The organism is Shinella sp. M27, from assembly GCF_049199905.1.
Lineage (GTDB): Bacteria > Pseudomonadota > Alphaproteobacteria > Rhizobiales > Rhizobiaceae > Shinella.
On the sequence record NZ_JBLZPK010000033.1, the window covers coordinates 68,182 to 90,251 of the forward strand.

General features: G+C 64.4%; 22 protein-coding genes, 1 pseudogene and 1 riboswitch. Of the genes and pseudogenes, 6 read left to right on the forward strand and 17 right to left on the reverse strand.

Features of this window, described 5'->3' with window-relative positions; all coding sequences use genetic code 11:
* From phnD to phnG, 9 genes are all read right to left on the reverse strand, one after another.
* A partial coding sequence (phnD, locus tag ACOZK4_RS13405; RefSeq protein WP_421592305.1) for a phosphonate ABC transporter substrate-binding protein occupies positions 1–784 on the reverse strand: 784 nt, incomplete at its 3' end.
* 79 nt (positions 785–863) lie between these two features.
* Positions 864–1,712, reverse strand: a complete 849-nt coding sequence (gene phnC, locus ACOZK4_RS13410) for a phosphonate ABC transporter ATP-binding protein (RefSeq protein ID WP_421592306.1) — start codon at positions 1,710–1,712, stop codon at positions 864–866.
* Between the two features lie 153 nt (positions 1,713–1,865).
* Entirely contained in the window at positions 1,866–2,480 is a 615-nt protein-coding gene (locus ACOZK4_RS13415) for a DapH/DapD/GlmU-related protein (RefSeq protein WP_313527384.1), read from the reverse strand.
* A complete protein-coding gene (phnL, locus tag ACOZK4_RS13420; RefSeq protein WP_421592307.1) occupies positions 2,477–3,184 on the reverse strand; it encodes a phosphonate C-P lyase system protein PhnL in 708 nt (235 codons plus the stop codon). Before phnL ends, ACOZK4_RS13415 begins: the two co-directional genes overlap by 4 nt.
* 2 nt (positions 3,185–3,186) lie before the next feature.
* The gene (phnK, locus tag ACOZK4_RS13425; RefSeq protein WP_421592308.1) at positions 3,187–3,963 is read right to left on the reverse strand and encodes a phosphonate C-P lyase system protein PhnK; all 777 of its coding nucleotides are present in this window, start codon (positions 3,961–3,963) and stop codon (positions 3,187–3,189) included.
* Positions 3,960–4,844 carry an alpha-D-ribose 1-methylphosphonate 5-phosphate C-P-lyase PhnJ gene (locus tag ACOZK4_RS13430; RefSeq protein ID WP_421592309.1) on the reverse strand — a complete coding sequence of 295 codons (885 nt, stop codon included), beginning with the start codon at positions 4,842–4,844 and terminating at the stop codon, positions 3,960–3,962. The genes phnK and ACOZK4_RS13430 overlap by 4 nt, the downstream gene beginning before the upstream one ends.
* Complete coding sequence (locus tag ACOZK4_RS13435) at positions 4,841–5,947, reverse strand: carbon-phosphorus lyase complex subunit PhnI (RefSeq protein WP_421592310.1); 1,107 nt, start codon at positions 5,945–5,947, stop codon at positions 4,841–4,843. The genes ACOZK4_RS13430 and ACOZK4_RS13435 overlap by 4 nt, the downstream gene beginning before the upstream one ends.
* Positions 5,948–5,949: 2 nt before the next feature.
* Positions 5,950–6,558 (reverse strand): phosphonate C-P lyase system protein PhnH, encoded by a 609-nt coding sequence (phnH, locus tag ACOZK4_RS13440; RefSeq protein ID WP_421592311.1) that lies wholly within the window; start codon positions 6,556–6,558, stop codon positions 5,950–5,952.
* Positions 6,558–7,037, reverse strand: a complete 480-nt coding sequence (gene phnG, locus ACOZK4_RS13445) for a phosphonate C-P lyase system protein PhnG (protein WP_421592312.1) — start codon at positions 7,035–7,037, stop codon at positions 6,558–6,560. Before phnG ends, phnH begins: the two co-directional genes overlap by 1 nt.
* Positions 7,038–7,130: 93 nt before the next feature.
* Here phnG and phnF point away from each other — a divergent pair, with 93 nt between their 5' ends.
* The gene (gene phnF, locus ACOZK4_RS13450) at positions 7,131–7,874 is read left to right on the forward strand and encodes a phosphonate metabolism transcriptional regulator PhnF (protein ID WP_421592405.1); all 744 of its coding nucleotides are present in this window, start codon (positions 7,131–7,133) and stop codon (positions 7,872–7,874) included.
* On the opposite strand, the gene ACOZK4_RS13455 is transcribed toward phnF, so the two are convergent.
* From ACOZK4_RS13455 to ACOZK4_RS13480, 6 genes are all read right to left on the reverse strand, one after another.
* The gene (locus ACOZK4_RS13455) at positions 7,871–8,653 is read right to left on the reverse strand and encodes a class I SAM-dependent methyltransferase (RefSeq protein WP_421592313.1); all 783 of its coding nucleotides are present in this window, start codon (positions 8,651–8,653) and stop codon (positions 7,871–7,873) included. The two genes, phnF and ACOZK4_RS13455, sit on opposite strands and share 4 nt — an antisense overlap.
* Entirely contained in the window at positions 8,653–9,459 is an 807-nt protein-coding gene (locus tag ACOZK4_RS13460) for an ABC transporter ATP-binding protein (RefSeq protein WP_421592314.1), read from the reverse strand. The genes ACOZK4_RS13455 and ACOZK4_RS13460 overlap by 1 nt, the downstream gene beginning before the upstream one ends.
* Positions 9,456–10,484: a FecCD family ABC transporter permease gene (locus ACOZK4_RS13465; RefSeq protein WP_421592315.1), complete on the reverse strand. Its 1,029-nt coding sequence runs from the start codon at positions 10,482–10,484 to the stop codon at positions 9,456–9,458. The genes ACOZK4_RS13460 and ACOZK4_RS13465 overlap by 4 nt, the downstream gene beginning before the upstream one ends.
* Positions 10,481–11,518 carry an ABC transporter substrate-binding protein gene (locus ACOZK4_RS13470; protein WP_421592316.1) on the reverse strand — a complete coding sequence of 346 codons (1,038 nt, stop codon included), beginning with the start codon at positions 11,516–11,518 and terminating at the stop codon, positions 10,481–10,483. Before ACOZK4_RS13470 ends, ACOZK4_RS13465 begins: the two co-directional genes overlap by 4 nt.
* A gap of 178 nt (positions 11,519–11,696) precedes the next feature.
* Positions 11,697–11,928: riboswitch (cobalamin riboswitch) on the reverse strand.
* 35 nt (positions 11,929–11,963) lie between these two features.
* A complete protein-coding gene (locus ACOZK4_RS13475; protein ID WP_421592317.1) occupies positions 11,964–12,818 on the reverse strand; it encodes a MurR/RpiR family transcriptional regulator in 855 nt (284 codons plus the stop codon).
* A gap of 67 nt (positions 12,819–12,885) precedes the next feature.
* The gene (locus ACOZK4_RS13480) at positions 12,886–13,878 is read right to left on the reverse strand and encodes a polyamine ABC transporter substrate-binding protein (RefSeq protein ID WP_421592406.1); all 993 of its coding nucleotides are present in this window, start codon (positions 13,876–13,878) and stop codon (positions 12,886–12,888) included.
* A gap of 230 nt (positions 13,879–14,108) precedes the next feature.
* Here ACOZK4_RS13480 and ACOZK4_RS13485 point away from each other — a divergent pair, with 230 nt between their 5' ends.
* Genes ACOZK4_RS13485 through ACOZK4_RS13500 form a run of 4 tightly spaced genes read left to right on the forward strand, consistent with a single transcriptional unit; the run spans position 14,109 to position 18,055 of the window.
* On the forward strand, positions 14,109–15,191 hold the full coding sequence (locus ACOZK4_RS13485) for an ABC transporter ATP-binding protein (protein WP_421592318.1): 1,083 nt from the start codon (positions 14,109–14,111) through the stop codon (positions 15,189–15,191).
* A 1-nt stretch (position 15,192) separates the two neighbouring features.
* A complete protein-coding gene (locus ACOZK4_RS13490; protein WP_421592319.1) occupies positions 15,193–16,095 on the forward strand; it encodes an ABC transporter permease in 903 nt (300 codons plus the stop codon).
* An 11-nt stretch (positions 16,096–16,106) separates the two neighbouring features.
* Positions 16,107–16,937, forward strand: a complete 831-nt coding sequence (locus tag ACOZK4_RS13495; RefSeq protein ID WP_421592320.1) for an ABC transporter permease — start codon at positions 16,107–16,109, stop codon at positions 16,935–16,937.
* A 2-nt stretch (positions 16,938–16,939) separates the two neighbouring features.
* On the forward strand, positions 16,940–18,055 hold the full coding sequence (locus ACOZK4_RS13500) for a P1 family peptidase (RefSeq protein WP_421592321.1): 1,116 nt from the start codon (positions 16,940–16,942) through the stop codon (positions 18,053–18,055).
* Here the strand turns inward: ACOZK4_RS13500 and ACOZK4_RS13505 are convergent.
* Together ACOZK4_RS13505 and ACOZK4_RS13510 are read right to left on the reverse strand one after the other, a co-directional pair.
* Entirely contained in the window at positions 18,052–18,423 is a 372-nt protein-coding gene (locus tag ACOZK4_RS13505) for a hypothetical protein (protein ID WP_117370340.1), read from the reverse strand. The two genes, ACOZK4_RS13500 and ACOZK4_RS13505, sit on opposite strands and share 4 nt — an antisense overlap.
* Before the next feature lie 59 nt (positions 18,424–18,482).
* A pseudogene (locus tag ACOZK4_RS13510) lies at positions 18,483–19,901 on the reverse strand (NAD(P)-dependent oxidoreductase); the annotation flags it as partial.
* Positions 19,902–20,067: 166 nt separating this feature from the next.
* Here ACOZK4_RS13510 and ACOZK4_RS13515 point away from each other — a divergent pair.
* Positions 20,068–22,068, forward strand: a complete 2,001-nt coding sequence (locus ACOZK4_RS13515) for a CocE/NonD family hydrolase (protein WP_421592322.1) — start codon at positions 20,068–20,070, stop codon at positions 22,066–22,068.
* Positions 22,069–22,070: the final 2 nt, after the last annotated feature.

Genomic DNA, 22,070 nt, shown 5'->3' on the forward strand with positions numbered 1-22,070 from the left:
GCAGGTCGAGCATGAATTGCTTGAACTTCGCCTTGGTCTCGTCGGCGAGCGACGTGCGAACGACGATCGGGCCGTTCGGGATCAGCGGCGACTTCCAGAGCTCGACGATGTCGTTCATGTCGAGAATGCCCTTCTCGACCATCTTGTGCAGGTTGCCGGACGTGTAGCCGTCCTTCCACTCGCCGACGCCCGAACCAAAGGTCGTGCCGGCATCGAAGGTGCCCTTCAGCACTTCGAGAACGAGGTTTTCGTGACCGCCGCCGAAGCCGGTTTCAGCGAAATATTCCTTGACCGGGCCGCCGATGGCTTCCGGCAGCGTGACGAGCGGAACGAGGTAGCCGGAGGTCGAGTCCGGGTCGGCGAAGCCGAGCTTCTTGCCCTTGAGGTCTTCGAGCTTGGTGATGCCCGAATCCTTGCGGGCGATCATGATCGAGTGGTAGCCGGTCGAACCATCGGTCTGGACGGTCGTCAGGATCGGCTCGACGGCATCGGCCTTGGCGAGGTAGATCTTGGCAAAGCCGGAGGCGCCCAGTTCGGCATAGTCGAGCGTGCCGCCGAGCAGGCCCTGAATGACGCCGTCATAGTCGGCGGCCGGGAAGAACGAGACCTTCTCGAAGCCAAGCTCGGCCTTCAGGTGATCGCCGAGGCACTGGTAATTGCGCAGGCGGTCGGCTTCGTTTTCGCCGCCGATGATGCCGACGCGGAATTCCTTGAGGTCTTCAGCCTGGACGTGACCGGCAAGGGCGATGAGCGCGACGGCGCCCAGAAGAACTTTCTTCAGCATGGTCTCTCTCCTGTTTGGCCGGCTTTGCCGTGCCTTGAAGTGTATGGCCCTTCACGCGGGCCGTTCGATCCCGGCAGAGTTAAAGCCCGGCCAGTGCCAGCGGTGTCGGGCTGGCGGATTGCTTGATGTTGTCCTGGCGGGCCGGGTTGCGGATCGCCGTGGAGGTGAGGCTTTCATCGATCTCGGCGCCATCGGCGCCGGTGCCGTAGATCGTGCGCACGGCCTCGGCATCGAGGTCCCGCGCCGGGCCGTCGAAGACGACGCGGCCGCCGGACATACCGATGATGCGCTCGCAATAGGCGCGCGCTGTATCGAGGGTGTGCAGGTTGGTGACGACAGTGATGCCGTCGCGCTCGTTGATGTCGCGCAGCGCATCCATCACGATCTTGGCGTTGAGCGGATCGAGCGAGGCGATCGGCTCGTCGGCAAGCAGCATCTTCGGGTTCTGCAGCAGCGCGCGGGCAATCGCCACGCGCTGCTGCTGGCCGCCCGAAAGCGTGCCGGCCGGCTGCAGCGCCGTCTGCTCGATGCCGAGCCGTTCCAGCGCCGCGATCGCCATGATGCGCTCCTCACGGGTGAAGAGGTTCAGGATGCTCATGACCGTCGAGCGGTGGTTCAGGCGGCCGAGCAGCACATTGGTCAGCACGTCGAGACGCGGCACGAGGTTGAACTGCTGAAAAATCATCGCGCAGTCGCGCTGCCAATTGCGCAGTGCGGAGCCGCGCAGCGACGAGACCTCGACATCGTTGAAATGGATCGTGCCCTCGCTCGGATCGGCAAGGCGGTTGATCATGCGCAGCATGGTGGACTTGCCGGCGCCCGAGCGGCCGATGACGCCGACCATCTGGCCCTGCGGAATGTCGAAAGTCACATTGTCGACCGCGACGCGCGTGCCGAAACGGCGGGTGACATTCTTCAATCGGAACATGGCGGATCCCTCTTCCTTAACTTGCGGCCCAGGGTCGGGTCCTGTCGTTTTCGGGACTGGCTCTAAACGCTGTTGATGAAGGGGCGATGTCAGTTCGATGTCGGAAAAATAACAGTCCACAGGCCCGGTTTTCCGGCACCGGGGCGGCCATTCTCACCCATCGTGACGGGCGAGAAAGGCTTCTGCGTCAAGTTTGCGAAAGTCGTCCAAAGCGCCGCGCAGCCGGGCATGATCCCAGTCCCACCAGGCGAGTTTTTCCATGCGCTCGGCGATGTTTCTCGGGAACCGTTCGCGGATCACCTTGGCCGCGACGCCGCCAACGATCGTGTAGGGTTCGACGTCCTTTGTGACGACGGCACCGGAGCCTATGACAGCGCCGTTACCGATCGTGACACCCGGCAGGATGGTCGATCCATGGCCGATCCACACATCGTGGCCGATGGTGACGCGATGCTCGCGCCGCCACGAGAAGAATTCGGCCTCAGGCTCCGCATCCGGCCAGTAATCGTTGGCGCGGTAGGTGAAGTGATGCAGCGTCGCACGCCACATCGGATGGTTCGTGGCGTTGATACGCACGGACGCCGCGATATTGGCGAACTTGCCGATCGTCGCACACCAGACGGAGCCGCCGTTCATGATGTAGGAATAGTCGCCGATCTCGGCTTCGCTGACGCGGCAGTTCTCGTCAATTTCCGTATAGCGGCCGAGAACCGTGTCGGAGACCACGGCCGTCGGGTGGATCAGCGGCGTTTCGGACAATTTGGTCATGCGGCAGACTTTCGCGGTGAGAAGGCCGAGACATCGACGATGCGGTCGGCGACCTTTTCGCGCACGTCCTCGTCGTGGAAGATGCCGAGAAGCGCCACGCCGGCCGCCTTCTTTTCCTCGATCATGCCGACCACGACCGCACGGTTCTTCGCATCGAGCGAGGCTGTCGGTTCGTCGAGCAGCAGGATGCGGTGATCGGTGATGAAGCCGCGGGCAATGTTGACGCGCTGCTGCTCGCCGCCGGAGAAGGTGGCGGGCGGCAGTTGCCAGAGTTCGCGCGGCAGGTTGAGGCGCGCCAGCATCGCTTCTGCCGTCTCCTGCGCCTCGGCAGCAGCGACACCGCGTGCCGTGAGCGGTTCGGCCACCACATCGACGGCTGCGACACGCGGCACGGTGCGCAGAAACTGGCTGACATAACCGAGCGTCGCGCTGCGCACCGACAGGATGGTGCGCGGATCGGCGATCGCGAGATCGAGCAGGCGACCGCCATGCTCGATCAGGATCTGGCCGCTGTCGACGGCATAGTTGCCATAGACCATCTTGAGCAGCGAGCTCTTGCCGATGCCGGACGGGCCGCCCAGCACGACGCATTCGCCTGCTTTTACCGAGAAGCTCACATTGGACATAACGGGCAGGCGGATGCCGTCGCGAAGATGCATCGTGAAACTCTTCGCGACTTCGGAAACAACGAGGGGTGTCGGCATGGTTACACCTGAAGGATCGAGGAAACGAGGAGCTGCGTATAGGCTTCGCGCGGATCGTCGAGCACGCGGTCGGTCAGGCCCTGCTCGATGACGAGGCCATCCTTCATCACCATCATGCGGTGCGACAGGAGGCGCGCGACGGCCAGATCGTGCGTGACGATGATCGCCGAGAGGCCGAGATCCTGGACGAGGCCGCGCAGCAGATCGAGCAGGCGGGCCTGCACCGAAACGTCGAGGCCGCCGGTCGGCTCGTCCATGAAGATCAGGCGCGGCGCGGTCACGAGATTGCGGGCGATCTGCAGGCGCTGGCGCATGCCGCCGGAAAAGGCGCGCGGCTGGTCGTCGATGCGGTCGGTGCTGATCTCCACCCGCCGCAGCCAGTCGCCGGCCGTCTCGCGGATCTTGCCATAGTGTCGGTCGCCGACGGCCATCAGCCGCTCGCCGACATTGGCGCCGGCCGAGACGGCCATGCGCAGGCCATCGGCCGGGTTCTGGTGCACGAAACCCCAGTCGGTGCGCATCAGGAAGCGGCGCTCCGCCTCGCTCATGCGGGAGAGTTCGCGCATATCGCCGTCGCGCATACGGTATTCGACGGCACCCGAGGTCGGCATCAGGCGGGTGGCAAGGCAATTGAGCAGCGTCGTCTTGCCGGAACCGGATTCGCCAACGATCGCCAGCACTTCACCCGGCCAGAGATCGAAGGAGACGTTCTGGCAGCCGATGCGCGCGCCGTAGAATTTCGAGATGTCGCGGACTTTGAGAAGCGGCATGTCGGTCATTCGGCAGCCTCCTTGTTATAGGCAAGATGACCACGGTGGCCGTGGGCGCAACGGTTTTCGCAATGGTCGGTATCCGAGCAGACGAACATCCGCCCGCCCTTGTCGTCGAGCACCACTTCGTCGAGATAGACATTGTCAGCGCCGCACAACGCGCAGGGTTTGTCGAAGCTCTGGATCTCGAAGGGATGGTCCTCGAAATCGAGGCTGACGACCTCGGTATAGGGCGGCACCGCATAGATGCGCTTCTCGCGGCCGGCGCCGAAGAGCTGGAGCGCCTCGGACATGTGCATCTTCGGATTGTCGAATTTCGGTGTCGGCGACGGGTCCATCACATAGCGCCCCTCCACCTTCACCGGATAGGCATAGGTCGTGGCGATATGGCCGTTGCGGGCGATATCCTCGTAGAGCTTGACATGCATGAGGCCGTATTCCTCCAGCGCATGCATCTTGCGCGTCTCGGTCTCGCGCGGTTCGAGGAAGCGCAAGGGTTCCGGGATCGGCACCTGATAGACGAGCGTCTGGCCGGCCGTCAGCTTCTCCTCGGGGATGCGGTGGCGCGTCTGGATGATCGTCGCCTCGCGCGTCTTGGTCGTGACAGCCACATTGGCGACCTTCTGGAAAAAGGCGCGGATGGAGACCGCGTTGGTCGTATCATCCGCTCCCTGGTCGATGACCTTCAGCACATCCTCAGGGCCGAGGATCGCCGCCGTCACCTGCACGCCGCCGGTGCCCCAGCCATAGGGCATGGGCATTTCGCGCGACGCGAAGGGCACCTGATAGCCGGGGATGGCGATCGCTTTCAGGATCGCACGGCGGATCATGCGTTTGGTCTGTTCGTCGAGATAGGCGAAATTGTAGGTCGCCAGTTCTGCCGTGCTCATTCTGCAGCCTCCGGAAGATCGGTGTCGGTGTTTTGCGCAGCCTCGTATTCGCGGCGCATGCGGCGCACGAGGTCGAGTTCAGCCTGGAAGTCCACGTAGTGCGGAAGCTTCAGGTGCTCGACGAAGCCGGTCGCCTGCACGTTGTCGGAATGGGAGATGACGAATTCCTCGTCCTGCGCCGGCGCCACGATATCCTCGCCGAACTCCTCCGCCCGCAGCGCCCGGTCGACCAGCGACATGGCCATGGCCTTGCGCTCGCTCTGGCCGAAAACGAGGCCATAACCGCGAGTGAACTGCGGCGGGTTCTTCGCCGAACCCTTGAACTGCGCGATCATCTGGCATTCGGTGATCTGGATGCGGCCAAGCGAGACGGCAAAGCCGAGTTCCGGCATATCCAGCTCCACCTCGACCTCGCCGATGCGCACTTCGCCGACGAAGGGATGGGTGCGGGCATAACCGCGCTGCGTGGAATAGCCGAGCGCCAGCAGGAAACCTTCGTCGCCACGGGCGAGCGCCTGCAGGCGCAGGTCGCGGGCCATCGGGAATTCCAGTGGTTCACGGGTAATATCGCCGGCGACATGACCGTCCGGCATAGCGCCGTCCTCTTCGACCAGACCTTCGCCGGCCAGAATGTCGGAAACGCGCATGACCGGCTCGCCGGCTTCATCGCGCTCCAGCGGGGCATCGATCTCTTCGTCTGTCAGAAGCGACGGATCGAGCAGCCGGTGCGTATAGTCGAAGGTGGGGCCGAGCAGCTGGCCGCCCGGCAGATCCTTGTATGTCGCCGAGACGCGGCGTTCGACGAGCATCTCGCCCGTCTCGACGGGTTTGGAATAGCCGAAGCGCGGCAGCGTCGTGCGGTAGGCACGCAGGATGAAGATCGCCTCGATCATGTCGCCCCGCGCCTGCCGGACGGCGAGTGCGGCAAGCGAACGATCGTAGAGCGAGGCCTCCGCCATCACGCGGTCGACGGCAAGGCCGAGCTGGGCGACGATCTGCTCGATGCCGATGGCCGGCAGCGAACGGTCGCCGCGTCGGCGGTCGGCCAGAAGGCGGTGGGCGTTGGAGATGGCGGCTTCGCCACCCTTGACGGCAACGTACATGGTTACGCCTCTTTCACGCTGATGACGGTGGTGCGCGGCAGGCAGATGATCCTGTCGCCGGCAACGAGGATCAGATCGACGCCGCGCGGGAATTTATGGCGGTTCTCCGCCCAGAACTGCGGGAACATGTCGGGCAGGCCGACCGGCGCGATGTCTTCTTGCGTGCGGATGCCAGGCCCCTTCAGGACGAGTGGCCGACCGCCGTCGAAGGCTTCGATCTCGACGACCAGCGTCGTGGAACGATCCGGATATTCCTGCGTGCCCTGCGCGAAGAGGCAGAAATTCGGCAGCATCGCGCCCTTTTCGATGAAGGCGAAGCGGGCGTTCTGGCGCTCGTCCGCCAACACCGCGCCGGCATTGAAGGCGAGCCAGCCGGGCAAGGCGGAGGCGGCGAGCGCCGGCGTCAGCCAGACGGTGGTGTCGTGATCGCACAGCGTCAGCGCGATGGCACCGGCAGCCGGCGTCATCGGTTTCGGCGGCGTGACGTTGGCGGCGATATCGCCGATCGTGCCCGGACGGGCCATGCAATCCATCAGCGTGCGGAAGACGGCCTGGGCCTGAAAGACCGGCTCCTGAAAACCGCCGGAAAAGGCGAGCGTATCCAATGACATCAGTCCTCTCCGCGAACCATGGTGAAGAAATCGACGCGGGTGGCTGCCGTCTGGCGGGCTTTTTCGGCATCCTCATCGGCGATGCGCGCCGCGATGACGGAAAGCAGCGCATCCACTTCGGCCCGGTGGGCCGGCTGCTGGAAGAGCGCATCGAAGATCGCCGAAAGCCGGGCCTTCGCGCCATCGGTACCAAGCGCTTGGCCATGACCGACCGTGCCATCCGCAAGACGGATGCTGGCGCGGCTCACCGTCGCCTCGCCGAGATTGAACGGCGCTCCACCGCCGCCGATGCGACCGCGCACCATGACGAGACCCGTTTCCGGGCCGCGCACCGGCTGCACCACCGGCTTGTCCGCGAGCGCATCGAATGCCGCCTGCAACTCGGCCCGGCTTGCCTTCGCAAGCAGACCCATCGCCCTCTGCCGGTCCGCCACCGCACCCTTCGCGGCGGCCTCGGTCCTTTTTTCCACTGATGCCATTGCCTCATCTCCAAATGTCTATTAATCTAGACAACCGAACATCTAAGTCTTGTCTTAATCGGCCGGAATGACAAGGGTGTGACAGAGGGCGAAATCGCGGGGGCGAAAATGGTGGAACGGCAATCGGGCGTGGCGCTCTGGCGGCAGATTGCCGACCGCATGCGCCTTGCGATCAACAATGGCGATTTCGACGAAACCGGCATGATGCCGCCGGAAATGACGCTGGCCGCCCGCTTCGGCGTCAACCGCCACACGGTGCGCAGCGCCATGGCGGCACTGGCGGAAGAAGGCATCGTGCGCCCCATCCAGGGCATCGGCACCCGCATCGAGCGGCGCGACCGGCTGCGCTTTCCGATTTCGAAGCGCACACGCTTTTCGCAGGGCCTCGGCAATCAGACGCGCGACATCGAAAGCAAGATGCTGGAGGCGGCAACCGAGGTTGCACCATCGATCGTGGCCGAAGCCCTCGGGCTCCCCATCGGCACGCTCTGTGTGCGCATGGAAACCGTCAATAGCGCCGACAAACGCCCCATCTCGCGCGCGACTCATTATTTCCCGGCCGACCGTTTCGGCGAGATCGGCGGGATTTTCGAGCAGACCCGCTCCGTCACCGCTTCCTTCCGCGAGCTCGGCGTCGCCGACTATGTGCGCCGCTCAACGGAAATCTCGGCCATTCACGCCGAGGGCGACGATATCCGGCACCTGAAGCTTTCGCCCGGTGCGATCATCCTCGTCGCGACAGCCATCAACACCGACCTTGCGGGAACGCCGATCCAGTTTTCCCGCACCCGCTTCGCCGCCGACCGTGTCAAGCTGACAGTGGAGCCGGAAGCCTAAACAGGCTTGCGGCAGCAGAGAATAAAGCGACGATAAAGCAGCGTGCGCAGCGTATTGCGCAGGTCCGCCGTCCGGCGTTGTGCCCTGGCGATGGGGGTGTGGGAACCGATCGTCATATCGCGGAAACCGGCCGCCTCCAGCAAGGGCAACACGCGCTCGACCGTCAGCCCGTCGCCAAAAGGCAGGCGCTGCATGATGCTGGAATGCCGATCGCTCATCGCGCCGTCATAATTCGGGTCGGTGCCGATGAACCGATCGAGCACCGCGATGGCGCGGCTCGCCAGCCGGCCGAGCCGCGTTGGGGCGGCCCAGTCGCCATCGAAGAACAGCAGCATGCCGCCGGGCTTCAGCATGCGGTGCCATTCCGCAAAGGCCTGCTCGGGCGTCGTCAGCGTCCATACGAGATGGCGGCAGACGATGGCATCATAGCTTTCGTCCGGCTCCATCGGGTTTTCCGCGTCGGCGAGCAGAAAGCGAAGGCCCTTGGCGCGCTCATGCTTCTTGCGCGCCACCGACAACATCGCCTCGGAAAAATCGAGCGCCGTCACCTCGTGACCGAGCGACAGCAGCAGGCGCGTCACCTCCCCCGTACCGCAGGCAAGCTCCAGCACGCGGCGCGGCTCCGGCCCCAGATGCGCGCGGATCGCCGCCGCCCAGGCGTCGAATTCCGGCCCTTCGGGAATACGGTGGCCGAAGGCGAGATCGAAGGTTTGCGAGCGGCGGGACCAATAGTCCCGGATATCTTCCTTCAGATGGTCGTTGGAGAGCGTGCCGTGCATCACGCCCCCTCGTTGGCAACGAGTTTCAGCCGCGGCGGCCGCGGCTCCGGGCGGCGATAGCGGATGAAGCAGCCGCCGGCGCTGTCGCGCTCCACGTCCACGGTGACGCCGAAGACTTCCAGCAGACGCTGCGGCTCCAGCACCTTGGCCGGCGTGCCCAGCGCGACGATGCGCCCACCCTGCATGACGGCGATTCGGTCGCAGAACATTGCGGCGTGGTTGAGATCGTGCAGGGCCGCAACGACCGTCAGCTCCTGCTCGCGCACCAACTGGAGCAGGCTGATCTGGTGGCCAATATCGAGATGATTGGTCGGCTCGTCGAGCAGCAGGATCGGCGATTGCTGGGCAAGCGCACGAGCGATGTGCAGCCGCTGGCGCTCGCCGCCTGACAGTGTGTGCCAGAGCCGGCCGGCGAAATGTGCCATATCGACCTCCTCCAGCGCCCGGTCGACGATGGCGTCATCGGCCCGCGACCAGGGCGTGAGCGCGCCGAGATAGGGCGTACGGCCGAGCTCGACGGCCTGGCGCGCGGTGATGCGCTCGGTCGTTTCCGCCTGCTGCTCGACAAAGGCGATGCGCCGGGCGATGGCCTGACGGCCGTGATCCGAAAGCGGCGTGCCGTCGAGCATGACGGCGCCGCCCTGCGGCTTGCGGATGCCTGACATCAGCGACATCAGGCTCGTCTTGCCGGAGCCGTTCGGGCCGATGATGCCGAGGAATTCGCCGGGGCGCACATCCAGCGAGACATCCGACAGGATGGTCGCACCACCGGCCGACCAGTGCAGGTTTTTAGCAGACAGCGTCACAGGGCAGACCTCCTCTGGCTGAGGATGAGCGCGAAGGCGGGCGCGCCGAACAGTGCCGTGATGACGCCGATGGGCAGGACCTGGCCGGGGATGATGACACGCGACAGCACATCCGCCACGATCATGAAGATGGCGCCGATCAGGGCAGAGGCCGGCAGAAGCAGGCCATGCCGCACGCCGACCACCATGCGCGCGGCATGGGGAATGACGAGGCCAACGAAGCCGATCGAGCCGACGATGGACACCATGGTCGCCGTCATCAGCGCGGAAATGGCAATCAGCACGACATAGACCCGGCGCACGGGAATGCCGAGCGAGGCGGCCGATTCCGTGCCGAAGGTGAAGGCATCGAGCGCGCGGGCATGCCACAGGCACACGAGAAGCCCGAGGATCGCCACCGGAAGCGCCAGCCAGACATCCGGCCAGCGCACGCCCGAGAGATTGCCGAGCAGCCAGAACATGATGCCGCGCGCCTGCTCCGCACTCGCCGCCTTGGTGACGATGAAGGAGGTGAGCGCGTTGAAGAGCTGCGAGCCGGCAATGCCGGCCAGGATGATCGCGCTCGTGCCGCGCCCGGCGCGCAAGGCGAGCGCGCTGACGAGGCCGAAAGCGACGAGCGCGCCGAGGAAGGCGCCGGCCGGCAGCGTTAGGGCACCGGCCCCGATACCGAGGATCGCCACGCTGACGGCACCGGTCGAAGCGCCGGCGGAGATGCCGAGAATATAGGGATCGGCCAGCGCATTGCGCAGCAGCGATTGCAGGATGACGCCGCAGAGCGCCAGGGCCGAGCCGCAGCAGGCCGCGACCATCGCGCGGCTCAGCCGGTAGTTCCAGATGATGCCCTCGTCGATCGGCTCCAGCGGGTAGCCGGCATGCCAGAGGCGGTTGGCCACCGTCTTGGCGACCACGTCGAGAGGGATGGCCGTCTCGCCGACGGCGGCGCCGACGCCGAGCGCAAACAGCAGCAGAAGGAGCGCCGCGAAAGCGGCGCCCGTCCGAAGCAGGATGGGACGATCGGAGATCACTTGGCCAAACCAGCCTTTTCAATGGCATCGGCTAGACGCTCGATGCCTTCGATGGTGCGGATCGTCGGGTTCATCGCCTGCGCGTCCATATCGAAGACATAGTTGCTCTTCACCGCCGGCATGAGGCTTGCGACCGGGTCGGTCTTCAGGAAGTCGAGCTTGGCCTCAAGGCCGTCGAGCGGATAGCGGCGGCGCTCCATCGAGCCCGCGACGATCATCGTCGGCGCGGCCTTGGCGATGGTTTCCCAGCCGACCGTCGGCCATTCGTCCTCGGTCTTGATGATATTTTCGATGCCGAGCGCCGACATGATGTAACCCGGCGCACCGTTCTTGCCGGCGACATAGGGATCGGCATCCGCGGCGCTGGAGAACCAGAAGACGGCCGAGAGCTTGTCCTTGGCGGCGGCAACCTTGGCACGGGCCGCCTCTTCGCGTGCCTTCAGCGCGGCAACGACCTCTTCGCCCTTGTCCTGGATATCGTAGATCTGCGCCATTTCGCGGATCTCCTGATAGACCAGCTCCATGGTGAAGACCTGATGGCGCACGCCGTCGCTGGCCGCGCTGTTCTCCTTGCCGACGCAATCGGACGGCGAGGTGTAGACGGAAATGCCGAGCTCCTCGAACTGCTCGGGCTTGGCAACGACGCCTTCCGGCCCGACCTGCCACTGGAACTGCACCGTGACGATATCCGGCTTCTTGGCGAGCACGCTTTCGAAGCTCGGCTCGTTGTCGGCCAGACGGTCGATCCTGGCGTTGACGTCTTCATAGCCCTTGAGGACCGGGCCGACCCACAGCGCCGTGCCCACCACCTTGTCGGCCAGGCCGAGCATGTAGAGGATTTCGGTCGAGCTCTGGCCAATCGAAACGGTCTGCGTCGGCGCCTTCTGGAAGGTGACCGGGCGGCCGCAATTCTGCAGCGTCAGCGGATACTGCGTCTCGGCGGCTTGGGCCGTGCCGGAGGCGATGAGGGTTACCGCGCCGGTAAGGGCGGAAGCGAGGGATGCGGCGCGCAGGGCCGCGGAAAACAAGGTCATGGATTTCTCCCGGAGAGTGAAGGCGTGCGGGCTCAGCCGATGGACCACGAAGGGCGCACCGAATGCGGTCGGGAGAAAACGATTAGGGGTCTGCCGCGGGCGGCAGTCTGGCTCGTCATGGCGTCTCCTGTTCCGGGCTTCCCCGCCCGTGACTTGGATCTGGAGTGCATGGCAAGCAGCACTCTCGGCTCTGACGGCAGGTCTCCTGGCTCACGGATATCTGCTGCCTGTCTGCCTTCCCGTGCAAACGCACAGTGGCATGACGCGAAACGCGTCACGAGGACAGGCGGCAATCCGCCTACAGTTGCGGGGGCAGCCACGGAATGGGTCCCTGTTGGGTCATCCGCACCGTGTTCCCTATTAATCCCCTGGGAGTCATCCTTCGGGGAACCGTCGTCCCATCCTTAGTCCGCACCGTTCGGCGGCGTCAAGGTGACGGCGAAAATCAGCTTTCGAAATCCCCGAAGACGTCCTGAAGGTGCGTCAACCGGTCGACGCGCTCGCTCACCTCGTCGCCCATCTCGACGATGATGTTGCTCAACATGAGATCCATCACCGCCGTCATGGTCGCGGCACCATCCCACAGCGGCCCGTGCGAGCCGGGCACGATGAGGCAGATATCGGAAACGTCTGGCCCCCAGGGGCAGAATTCATCGGTCAGCAGCACGACCTTCACGCCGGCGCGCCGCGCCTCCAGCGCCAGCGGCCGGGCCTTGGCGGCAAAGCGGCGCACGTCGTGCAGGAAGAGCAGCCGCCCCTCGACGGAGCCGTCGAGCACTTCGGCATAGGTGCCGTTGACGCCGTCGACGAATTGCACGCGCGGGCGGGTATAGGAGAGCTGGCTTGCGAAATACTGCGCGATGCCGCGCACGTTCTGATAGGCGGCGACATAGACCTCGGTCGCGCCGATCAGCGCGTCGATCGTCTGCTGCCATTCCGGTGCTGACGTGATGGCGTAGATTTCGCCGAGATTGTCGATCTGCTGCTGGATGAGTCCGGCGAGCAGCTTGCCGTCCTTGCGGTCCTGTTCGAGCCGTCCGACCTGCCCCTTGACCTGCCAGGCGGGGTTGGAACTGCCGCGGCGCAACTCGCTCTTCAGCTCGTCGAGCCCGTCGAAACCCATGCGGCGCAGATAGCGGCCGATGGTCATGGGCGAGAGTTCCAGGCGCTGGGCGATCGACCGCGCCGTCTCGAAGGGCAGCTCGGCGATGTTGCGCTCGATGTAATGGGCGATCAGCTTGTCGGATTTGGACCGCCTGAGGTCGTCGGACTGAACGAGCTTCAGAATGCGTTTCGACACGTCGCCCCTCTCTTCGAAATCCCGCCCGTCCAAAGACGGGCGGGTATCAACCGCACTCACACCGGGCTCATTGCGCCGTCTTGACCCGCGTCCAGACACGGTCCACCTGACGCAGGGCCGGGCCCAGATCCTCGAATATCTGGAGACGCGCCATCGTCTCGGCCGGCGGGTTGATTTCCTTGCTATTCTTGATCTTTGCCGGGGTCAATTCCCGCGCCGGCACGTTGGCGGTGCCGTTGGTCTGCTGCGAAACGTTCAGCGCGACGATTTCGGGACGCGTATAGAACTGGAGGAACTTGATCGCGTTGTCCTTGTTCGGCGCAGTTTTCAGCACGCAGATATCCTCCTGATACATGGTCGCCCCCTCCTCGGGGATCACGTAGCCGAGGTCCTTCTCATTGGCGAAGATATCCACCATCGCACCGACGAAGGCGTGCCCGGCCGCCACGTCGCCCGCTTGCACCATCGGCCGCTCGTCATAGGTGAAGGCCGCCACATCCGGCTTCATGGCGATGATCGTGTCGGCCGCCTGCTGCAACTCGGCCGGGTCCGTAGAGTTGATCTTGTGGCCGTTCAGGATGAGGCCGACCGCCAGCACTTCGCGCATGTCGTCGAGCAGCGTGAATTTCAGGCCCTTGGCCTTCACCGTCTCGATCAGGTCCTTCCAGCCAGTGATATCCTTGCCGAGGACCTTGCGGTTATACATGATGCCGACCGAACCCCAGGCATAGGGCAGGCAATATTCGCCGTTCGGGTCGCTCTTGGCGCGCAGGAACGTCGGATCGATGTTCTTGAAGCCTTCATACTGGTTGATGTCGGTCTTCTCCAGAAGATCGAGCTTGGCCATGATGTCCTGCATATGCACGGACGGGAAAACGATGTCATAGCCCGTGGCGCCGCCCTGGATCTTGGCCAGCATTTCCTCGTTGGAGGAATAGGTCGAGAGGTTGACCTTGATCGAGGTTTCCTCCTCAAACTTCTTCAAGACCTCCGGATTGATATATTCGCCCCAGTTATAGACGTTGAGTTCGGCAGCACTGGCCATGCCCGTCGTGGCCATGAGCACGGCGAGCGAAAAGGCGGCGCGGCGAAAACCGGACAGACCGGCATCATGCGATTTCGGCATCGAATAGTCTCCTCTGATGGTTTGGCCCGTCGTGGCCCCGGCGCTTTGCTTTGCGCCGTCTTTCCCGTCCCGGCTTCTTTCGGCCGTTGACTTGGATGAACAAATGGTATCCAGATATCGAAATCGCACAAGCGTTATTTTTATAACATTAATGGGGAACGACGATGCGAGATTCCATAGTCCGCCTGGAAAAGGCGGCGAAGGCCTTTGCCACGCCCGAGGGACAGACCGTGACGGCGCTCGACGCGATCGACCTCGATGTCATCAGCAACGAGTTCCTGACGCTTCTCGGACCATCGGGCTGCGGCAAGACCACCCTGCTCCAGGCGATCAGCGGCTTTGTCCAGCTCGATGGCGGGCGCATCCTGATCGACCGCGAGGACATGACCGACCGGCCGCCCTATCGACGCCCGGTCAACACGGTGTTCCAGAACTACGCGCTCTTCCCGCATATGACGGTCGGCGAAAACACCGGCTATGCGCTGGAAGTCGCCGGTGTTGCAAAGGCGGAACGCACCCGGCGTGTCGGCGATGCGTTGCGCATGGTCGGGCTGGAAGGCATGGAAGGCCGCAAGCCCCGCCAGCTCTCCGGCGGACAGCAGCAGCGCGTGGCGCTCGCCCGCGCCATCATCGCCCGGCCGAAGCTGCTCCTGCTCGACGAGCCGCTCTCGGCGCTCGACAAGAATCTGCGCCAGTCCATGCAGATCGAGCTGAAGACGCTGCAGAATGAGCTCGGCATCTCCTTCATCTTCGTGACACACGACCAGCAGGAGGCGCTGACCATGTCGGACCGCGTCGCCGTGCTCTCGGGCGGGCGCATCCAGCAACTCGATACGCCGCGCGCCATCTACGACCAGCCGAAGAACAGTTTCGTCGCCACCTTCGTCGGCGCCAGCAACCTCTTCGAGGGTGAGGCCGGCAGCGGACAGCTCGTCACGAAAGACGGCCTTTCCATTTCCCATAGCCAGCCGGGCGCAACCGGCACGGCAACCGCCCTCATCCGCCCCGAACAGTTCTTCATCGCCCAACCCGGCGACAGCGCGCCGAGCCTCGATGTCGATCTCGAACAGATCGTCTTCGTCGGCTCGACCTTCGAACTGTTCGGCCGGACAGTGACGGGCCGGCGCGTCATCGCGGAAATTCCCGCCGTGCGACGCAGCCTCGTCGGCGAGATCGAGCAGTCGCGCCGTGCGCGCCTTGCCTATGATCCCGCGGCGGTGCACCTTCTTCCGGCGGAGGCGGCCTGACATGACGTCGATTGCCTTTCGCCGTCGCGCCCAGCTTGCGATCCTGCTCGGGCCGGTCTCGCTGTTCCTGGCGGTCTTCTTCCTCGGCCCGCTCGCCATCATGATCGTGACGAGTTTTCTGGCACCTGGCCTCTACGGCGGAGTGGAATGGACCTGGTATCCGCACAATTACGGCCGCATCCTCGGCTTCGCCGATCCCATGTTCGAGGATTTCGATCCGATCTACATCGCGATCTTTCTACGCTCGCTGAAGATTGCGGCGATGACGGTCGTGGCGACACTCCTCGTCTGCTATCCAGCCGCCTTCTGCATCAGCCGGCTCTCGGACCGGTGGAAGAATTTCTGCCTGTTCCTGATCACGCTGCCCTTCTTCACCAGCCTGATCGTGCGGCTGTTCATCTGGGTGCTGATCCTGCGCCCCACCGGCCTCGCCAATGAGGTGCTCATCGGCACCGGCATCGTCAGCCGGCCGCTCGACCTCATCTACACGGACGGCGCGATCATTCTCGGCATGGTCTATGTCTTCATCCCCTTCATGTTCATGCCGGTCTATGCCAGCGTCGAGAAACTCGACTGGACGCTGGTGCGCGCCTCGCTCGATCTCGGCGCCGGGCCGATCCGCACTTTCCTGCGCATCATCCTGCCGCTGACGGCGCCGGGCATTGCCGGCGGCGCGGCCATCGTCTTCATCCCCGCGCTCGGCAATTTCGTCGTGCCGGCCATTCTCGGCGGCGCGAAGGTCATGATGCTGGGCAATCTCATCGAGCAGCAGTTCCTCGCAGCGCGCAACTGGCCCTTCGGCTCGGCGCTCGCCATGATGGTGATGACCGTCATGCTGGTGTTGCTCTTCATCCACGTCGTCGTTTCCGGCCGTCGCGATTTTGATCCCGCGACCGGACATTGAGGAGTGCGGCCATGAAGATTTTCGCCACGCTGGCCCGCGGCAGCCTGATTGCCTATACCGCGCTGTTCTTCGCCTTCATCTACATTCCGCTCGCGCTGATCGCCGTCTATTCGTTCAATGCGAACCCGGTCAACATGATGACCTGGACCGGTTTCACCACCGAATGGTACGCTCAGGTCCTCGGCTTCAAGACGACGATCTCGGAAAACGCGCTCTATCTGGAATCGACCAGCCAGCTCGTCGAGGCGCTCTGGAACAGCCTGATCATCGCGACATCCACCACGGCGATCGCCACCGTGCTCGGCAGCGCCATGGCGATTGCGCTCTATCGCTTCGATTTCTTCGGACGGCGTTTCTACCGCACCGTCATGTTCATGCCGATGCTGATGCCCGATATCGTGCTCGGCATCGCGCTCCTGATCTTCTTCGTCAATTCCGGCATCAATCTCGGCCTGAAGACGATCATCATCGGCCAGTGCACCTTCCTGATCTCCTATGTCTTCATCGTCGTCACCGCGCGGCTCGCCGGCATGGACCGCACGCTGGAGCACGCCTCGGCCGATCTCGGCGCCAACGAATGGACGACCTTCCGCAAGGTGGTGTTTCCGCAGCTCCTGCCCGGCATCGTCGGCGGCGCGCTGCTCGCCTTCATCATCTCGATGGACGATCTCGTCATCACCTATTTCATCGCCGGCGTCGATGTGACGACGCTGCCGATGTTCATCTTCGCCATGCTCCGGCGCGGCATCAAGCCGGAGATCAACGCCATCGCAGTGATGATGCTGACCTTCTCCTTCGTCATCGCCTCGCTCGGCCTCTATCTTCGCTCCCGGCAGAAATAATCATGACCCAGACAAAACCCCGTGCCCGCGCCCTTGGCCTGCCTTTCACCGGCCGCACCGGCCCGCTCAATGCCATCACCGATGTCGACGGCATCGCCGTCGGCTTCCAGACCATCCGCGAGGAGACGCCCCGCCCCGGCCGCAAGATGCCGGTTCGAACAGGCGTTACCGCCATCCTGCCGCACAGCGATAGCGAAACGCCCGTGCCCGTCTATGCCGGCCTGCACCGCTTCAACGGTAACGGCGAGATGACCGGCACGCACTGGATCGAGGACGGCGGCACCTTCCTCGGCCCGGTCATGATCACCAACACGCACGGCGTTGGCATCACCCATCACGCGACGATCCGCTGGATGCTGGAGCGCTACGCCTCGACCTACGATATCGGGGATTTCCTCTGGCTGATGCCCGTCGTCGCAGAGACCTATGACGGCGCCTTGAGCGACATCAACGGCATGCCGGTGACGGAAGCGGACGCCCGCGCGGCGCTGCAAAACCTCTCGCGCGGCCCCGTTTCCGAAGGCAATTGCGGCGGCGGCACCGGCATGATCACCTATGGCTTCAAGGGCGGCACCGGCACCTCGTCGCGCGTCGTCTCCTATGGCGACAAGGAATACACTATCGGCACCCTCGTGCAGGCCAATCACGGCCAGCGTGACTGGCTGACGATCTGCGGCGTGCCCGTCGGCAAACACCTCATGGACAACACACCGCAAAGCCAGCTGAATGAACGCGGCTCGATCATCGTCGTCATCGCAACCGACCTGCCGATGGCGCCGCACCAGCTGAAGCGCCTCGCCCGCCGCGCCTCGATCGGCATCGGCCGCAACGGCACGCCCGGCGGCAACAATTCCGGTGATATCTTCCTCGCCTTCTCCACCGCCAATCCGCAGCCCATGGCGCACCGAGCGCCGGTGAGGCTCAATATCGAAATGGTCAATGACGAATATCTCGACCCCGTCTATGCGGCAGCGGTCGACAGCGTGGAGGAAGCGGTGGTCAACGCCATGCTGGCAGCGGAAAGTGCCGGCGGGACCCCGCATGACCGCCTGCGCGTCAATGCCATCGACCACGATGCGCTGATGGCCGTCATGCAGCAGTATGGCCGGGGCGCTTAGTTCGCAGTCCCGTCAGGCGTCACCCGCTGGCTATCGCCGCCGGTACCGGACTGCTGTGTGGGCGAGCGATCCGTCGGCACCGTCTCGCCGCCGCCGGGCACGCTGTTATCGATCGTATCCTGCGCCGGCTCACCGCTGGTGGTGGACGACGTCTGCGTCGCATCGACCGGCGCAGAGGGATCGATGTGCTCGCCAAAAATTTCCACCGCACCCCAGGCGATGACAGCCAGGGCAAGGCTGATGCCGAGCACTTTCAGCACCGGCCGGCCGGGGCCGCCCTGCCGGGTCTCGCGGGCGGAATAGTCCTTGCGGACGGGATCGTGCGTGCGGGTGATCGGATCGCCGCGTTCGTCTTGCTGGTGGGTCATGGCGGACACTCCCTGAATTGCTTCTCAGGGAAAGAACTTGCGGGCAGGACGAAAGTTCCTCAGGCCTCCGCCGGCCCATCCAGCCCCAGCGCTTCGAGAAGCCGGCGCTGGCGCAGCAGGAGATGGGTCAACGAGGCGACGTCGCCATGCGCCGGCTGGTGCGTCATGCCCTCGTCCACCGCCTCGACGATCGCCTCGAACGTATCGGCGATCTCGCGGGAAATGCCGTTAAGCTCGGCGAAACGCGGATCGACTGCCGCCGCCGCGAGCGTTGCCGTGGTAACGCGCCCGATGCCATGCGGCACCTTCGCCCCGGCATCGACATAGCCCTCGGGAAGATCGCCCTTCAGGTTCGTCACCCGCCGGAAGCGGATGACATCGATGATCTGGTCCACCGCCTGGCAGGCGCCAGCGACACGCGAGGGATGATCCGTATCGGCGGCGGCATGGGGCAACAGTTCAAGCTTTTCCGGATGGCGCTCGGCGAGTTTGAGATAGGGCAGCATCGGGCCGCTCAGCGCCCCGCTCGTCGCGTTCTTGAAGAGATCGGCATCGATGGCCGCATGGCGTACCTGCCCCGAGGCGAGCGCGCGGTCGAGGGCCGCCGTATCCACCACCTCGCCGCGGTCGTAATTCACGATGACGGCGCCACGGTTCATCGCCGCCATCACCGCCTCGCCGACAATGCCGGCATTGGCATAGGCCCGCGTCGCTTCATCGAGCCGGCCGAGGCCGACATGCACGGAAAGCACATCCGCCCCCTCGGCCGCCTGCACCGGCGAAGCCGCGTAGCCAAACCCCTCGGCCTCGATCCACTGCCTATGCTTCGGCCGGGCATAGATGGTTACAAGCATGCCGAAGGCCTGGGCGAGACGGGCCACCTCGCGGCCGATATTGCCATAGCCGAGCACCGCCATACGGCGCCCCTCGAGCTTGGCGGTCGGATAGGATTTGAGGTCGCGGCCAGTATCGAAATCGCCCGTCACGACGCGCGCATGTAGCTGCTCGACCGGTAGGTCCGGTGTCACCTTCAAGATCGCCTTCATCACCATCTGCGCCGTGGCGCGGCTGTTGATGCCGGGCGTATTCATCAAGGGGGCAGGGCCACCCTCGCCATTGCCGCCGCCCCAGGAGGCCGAGCCCATATTGCCGGTGCCCGCGCCGATGCGCACGCCGCCGAGCGGAAAGATCGCCTGCTTGGGAATGAAGGTCGCCGCCGCGATCAGCGCGTCGTAGCGACCGTCCGCCGTCTGGGCGATGATCTCGGCCTCGGCGCTCAGATCCGGCTGGTAGAAGAAATGCAGGCCCGGCGGCAGGGTCTCGCGCTGATAGGCGCCGTCATGAAAGGTGCCGCCCTTGGCCTCGATATGCGCGCGCACCTCGCTCGGATCGGGCTTGCCCGCCGCGTCGAAGCGCAGGCCGACGAGATCGGCGATCAGGATCTTATAGGCGCGCTGCGGGTCGTCCAGCCGTCCGTCCGAAGCTATATGGTCTTCCTGCATGGCGCCCTCCCTCGCTGCCATTTTCGTAGGCGAGTTTTGCAGCGCCGACAAGCCGAACGCGAAAAGCGACACGGAAGGTCAAAACCATCGTATTGCCCGCCTCCGGGGCGCGCTCCATAAAGAGCGCAGAAGAGGATTGCTCATGACATCTCGCGCCTTCACCACCATCGAAAACGAATGGATCACGCTCGCCGACGGCACACGGCTCGCCGCCCGCATCTGGATGCCCGAGGGCGCACAAAACGATCCCGTGCCCGCCGTCTTCGAATTCCTGCCCTATCGCAAGCGTGATGGAACGAGCCCGCGCGATGAATCGACCTATCCCGTCTTCGCCGCGGCGGGCATTGCCGGCGTGCGCGTCGATATCAGGGGCTCGGGCGAATCCGACGGCGTCATCGACGGCGAATACACGCCGCTGGAACTGGCCAATGCCTGCGAACTCATCGCCTGGATCGCCGCGCAACCCTGGTCGAACGGCGCGGTCGGCATGATGGGCATCTCCTGGGGCGGCTTCAACTGCCTGCAGGTCGCAAGCCTCAAGCCACCGGCACTGAAGGCCGTCATTTCCATCGCCTCCACCGTCGACCGCTACAACGACGACATCCATTACAAGAACGGCACGCATCTCTCCGCCCAGCTCTCCTGGGCCGCGACCATGCTCGCCTACCAATCCCGCTCGCCGGACCCTGACATCGTCGGCGACCGCTGGAAGGCGATGTGGCTCGAGCGGCTGGAAAAAGAGCCCTTCTTCCTGGAGACCTGGCTACAGCATCAGCGCCGCGATGCGTTCTGGCGGCACGGCTCGATTTGCGAGGACTTTTCGGGCTTCCCCGTTCCGGCGCTCGTCATTGCCGGCTGGGCGGACGGCTATCGCAGCACGCCGCTGAAGGCCGTCGAAGGTCTTGGCGACAAGGCGAAGGCATTGATCGGCCCCTGGGTCCACAAATACCCGCATTTCGCCTGGCCGAAGCCGCGCACGGATTTCCACGCCGAGGCCATCGCCTTCTGGAACCATTGGCTGCGCGGCGAGGAGAACGGCGCGGAGAACACGCCGCAGGTGCGCGCCTATATCCAGGATGCCGCCCGCCCGGCGCTGCGTCGTGAGTTCGATCCCGGCTTCTGGGCGGCGAAGGACCGCTGGGAGGCACCCGACATGGCGACCTTCTATGTCGAGCAATATGGCACGCTCGCCCCCGGCATGCCGATTGCCGGCGCTTCAGGTCATGATCGTTACCTGAAATCGCCGCTCGACACCGGCATCATGGCCGGCGAATGGTTCACGCTGAAGCCGGATGCCGAAATGGCGCTCGACCAGCGCCTCGACGATGCCGGCTCGCTGGTGATCGAGACCGCGCCGCTCGCGCAAGCGCAGGATTTCCTCGGCCAGCCCGTGCTGGAACTCGACGTATCGACCGAGGCCGAGATCGGCAATCTCTGCGCCCGTATCGTCGACATCCATCCCGACGGCACAGCGACGCGCGTCACTTTCGGCGTCGTCAACCTCGCCCATCGCGACGGCAATGCCGAACCCAAAGCCATGCCGAAGGGGCAGAAGGTCCGCATCCGCCTCGTGCTCGATGCGATGGGCTATCGTTTCCGCCCCGGCCACCGAATCCGCCTGTCGCTCTCGACCGCCTATTGGCCAATGGTGTTGCCGCCGCCGGTCGATGCCGGCGTGACGATCGATCTCGCCTCGCTCGGCCTTGCCCTGCCGAAGCTCGGTGCCCATCAGGTCATCGCCATCCCCGAGCCGCAGAACCCCGATCCCCTACCGAAATACACCGAGCTTGCCCCCGGCGAGACGGCGCGGGGTGTGGAGCGCGACCTGACGAACGGTCTCACCGAATACACAATCTACGAAGATACCGGCCTCTACGAGCATCCCGGCACGGGCCTTGCGACCCGGCAGGTACGCGACGAGCTTTGGTCGATTGCCGAAAACGATCCGCTCTCGATGACCGGCACCTCCGTCTGGACCTGCGACATGCAGCGCCCCGGCTGGTTCGTGCGCACGGTCTCGACGGCGACCATTGCCTGCACCGCGACCGACTGGCTGATCTCCGCGACTGTCCGCGCCTTCGAGGGTGAAGAGCAGATCTTCGAGAAATCCTTCGAAAAGGTGATCCCACGCGATTTCATGTAGGG

Bases quoted from the DNA above. Each gene is read 5' to 3' on its own strand.
- phnC (WP_421592306.1), bottom strand. From the start codon at position 1,712: ATGTTCCGATTGAAGAATGTCACCCGCCGTTTCGGCACGCGCGTCGCG.
- ACOZK4_RS13415 (WP_313527384.1), bottom strand. From the start codon at position 2,480: ATGACCAAATTGTCCGAAACGCCGCTGATCCACCCGACGGCCGTGGTC.
- phnL (WP_421592307.1), bottom strand. From the start codon at position 3,184: ATGCCGACACCCCTCGTTGTTTCCGAAGTCGCGAAGAGTTTCACGATG.
- phnK (WP_421592308.1), bottom strand. From the start codon at position 3,963: ATGACCGACATGCCGCTTCTCAAAGTCCGCGACATCTCGAAATTCTAC.
- ACOZK4_RS13430 (WP_421592309.1), bottom strand. From the start codon at position 4,844: ATGAGCACGGCAGAACTGGCGACCTACAATTTCGCCTATCTCGACGAA.
- ACOZK4_RS13435 (WP_421592310.1), bottom strand. From the start codon at position 5,947: ATGTACGTTGCCGTCAAGGGTGGCGAAGCCGCCATCTCCAACGCCCAC.
- phnH (WP_421592311.1), bottom strand. From the start codon at position 6,558: ATGTCATTGGATACGCTCGCCTTTTCCGGCGGTTTTCAGGAGCCGGTC.
- phnG (WP_421592312.1), bottom strand. From the start codon at position 7,037: ATGGCATCAGTGGAAAAAAGGACCGAGGCCGCCGCGAAGGGTGCGGTG.
- ACOZK4_RS13455 (WP_421592313.1), bottom strand. From the start codon at position 8,653: ATGCACGGCACGCTCTCCAACGACCATCTGAAGGAAGATATCCGGGAC.
- ACOZK4_RS13470 (WP_421592316.1), bottom strand. From the start codon at position 11,518: ATGACCTTGTTTTCCGCGGCCCTGCGCGCCGCATCCCTCGCTTCCGCC.
- ACOZK4_RS13480 (WP_421592406.1), bottom strand. From the start codon at position 13,878: ATGGCCACGACGGGCATGGCCAGTGCTGCCGAACTCAACGTCTATAAC.
- ACOZK4_RS13485 (WP_421592318.1), top strand. From the start codon at position 14,109: ATGCGAGATTCCATAGTCCGCCTGGAAAAGGCGGCGAAGGCCTTTGCC.
- ACOZK4_RS13490 (WP_421592319.1), top strand. From the start codon at position 15,193: ATGACGTCGATTGCCTTTCGCCGTCGCGCCCAGCTTGCGATCCTGCTC.
- ACOZK4_RS13495 (WP_421592320.1), top strand. From the start codon at position 16,107: ATGAAGATTTTCGCCACGCTGGCCCGCGGCAGCCTGATTGCCTATACC.
- ACOZK4_RS13500 (WP_421592321.1), top strand. From the start codon at position 16,940: ATGACCCAGACAAAACCCCGTGCCCGCGCCCTTGGCCTGCCTTTCACC.
- ACOZK4_RS13505 (WP_117370340.1), bottom strand. From the start codon at position 18,423: ATGACCCACCAGCAAGACGAACGCGGCGATCCGATCACCCGCACGCAC.
- ACOZK4_RS13515 (WP_421592322.1), top strand. From the start codon at position 20,068: ATGACATCTCGCGCCTTCACCACCATCGAAAACGAATGGATCACGCTC.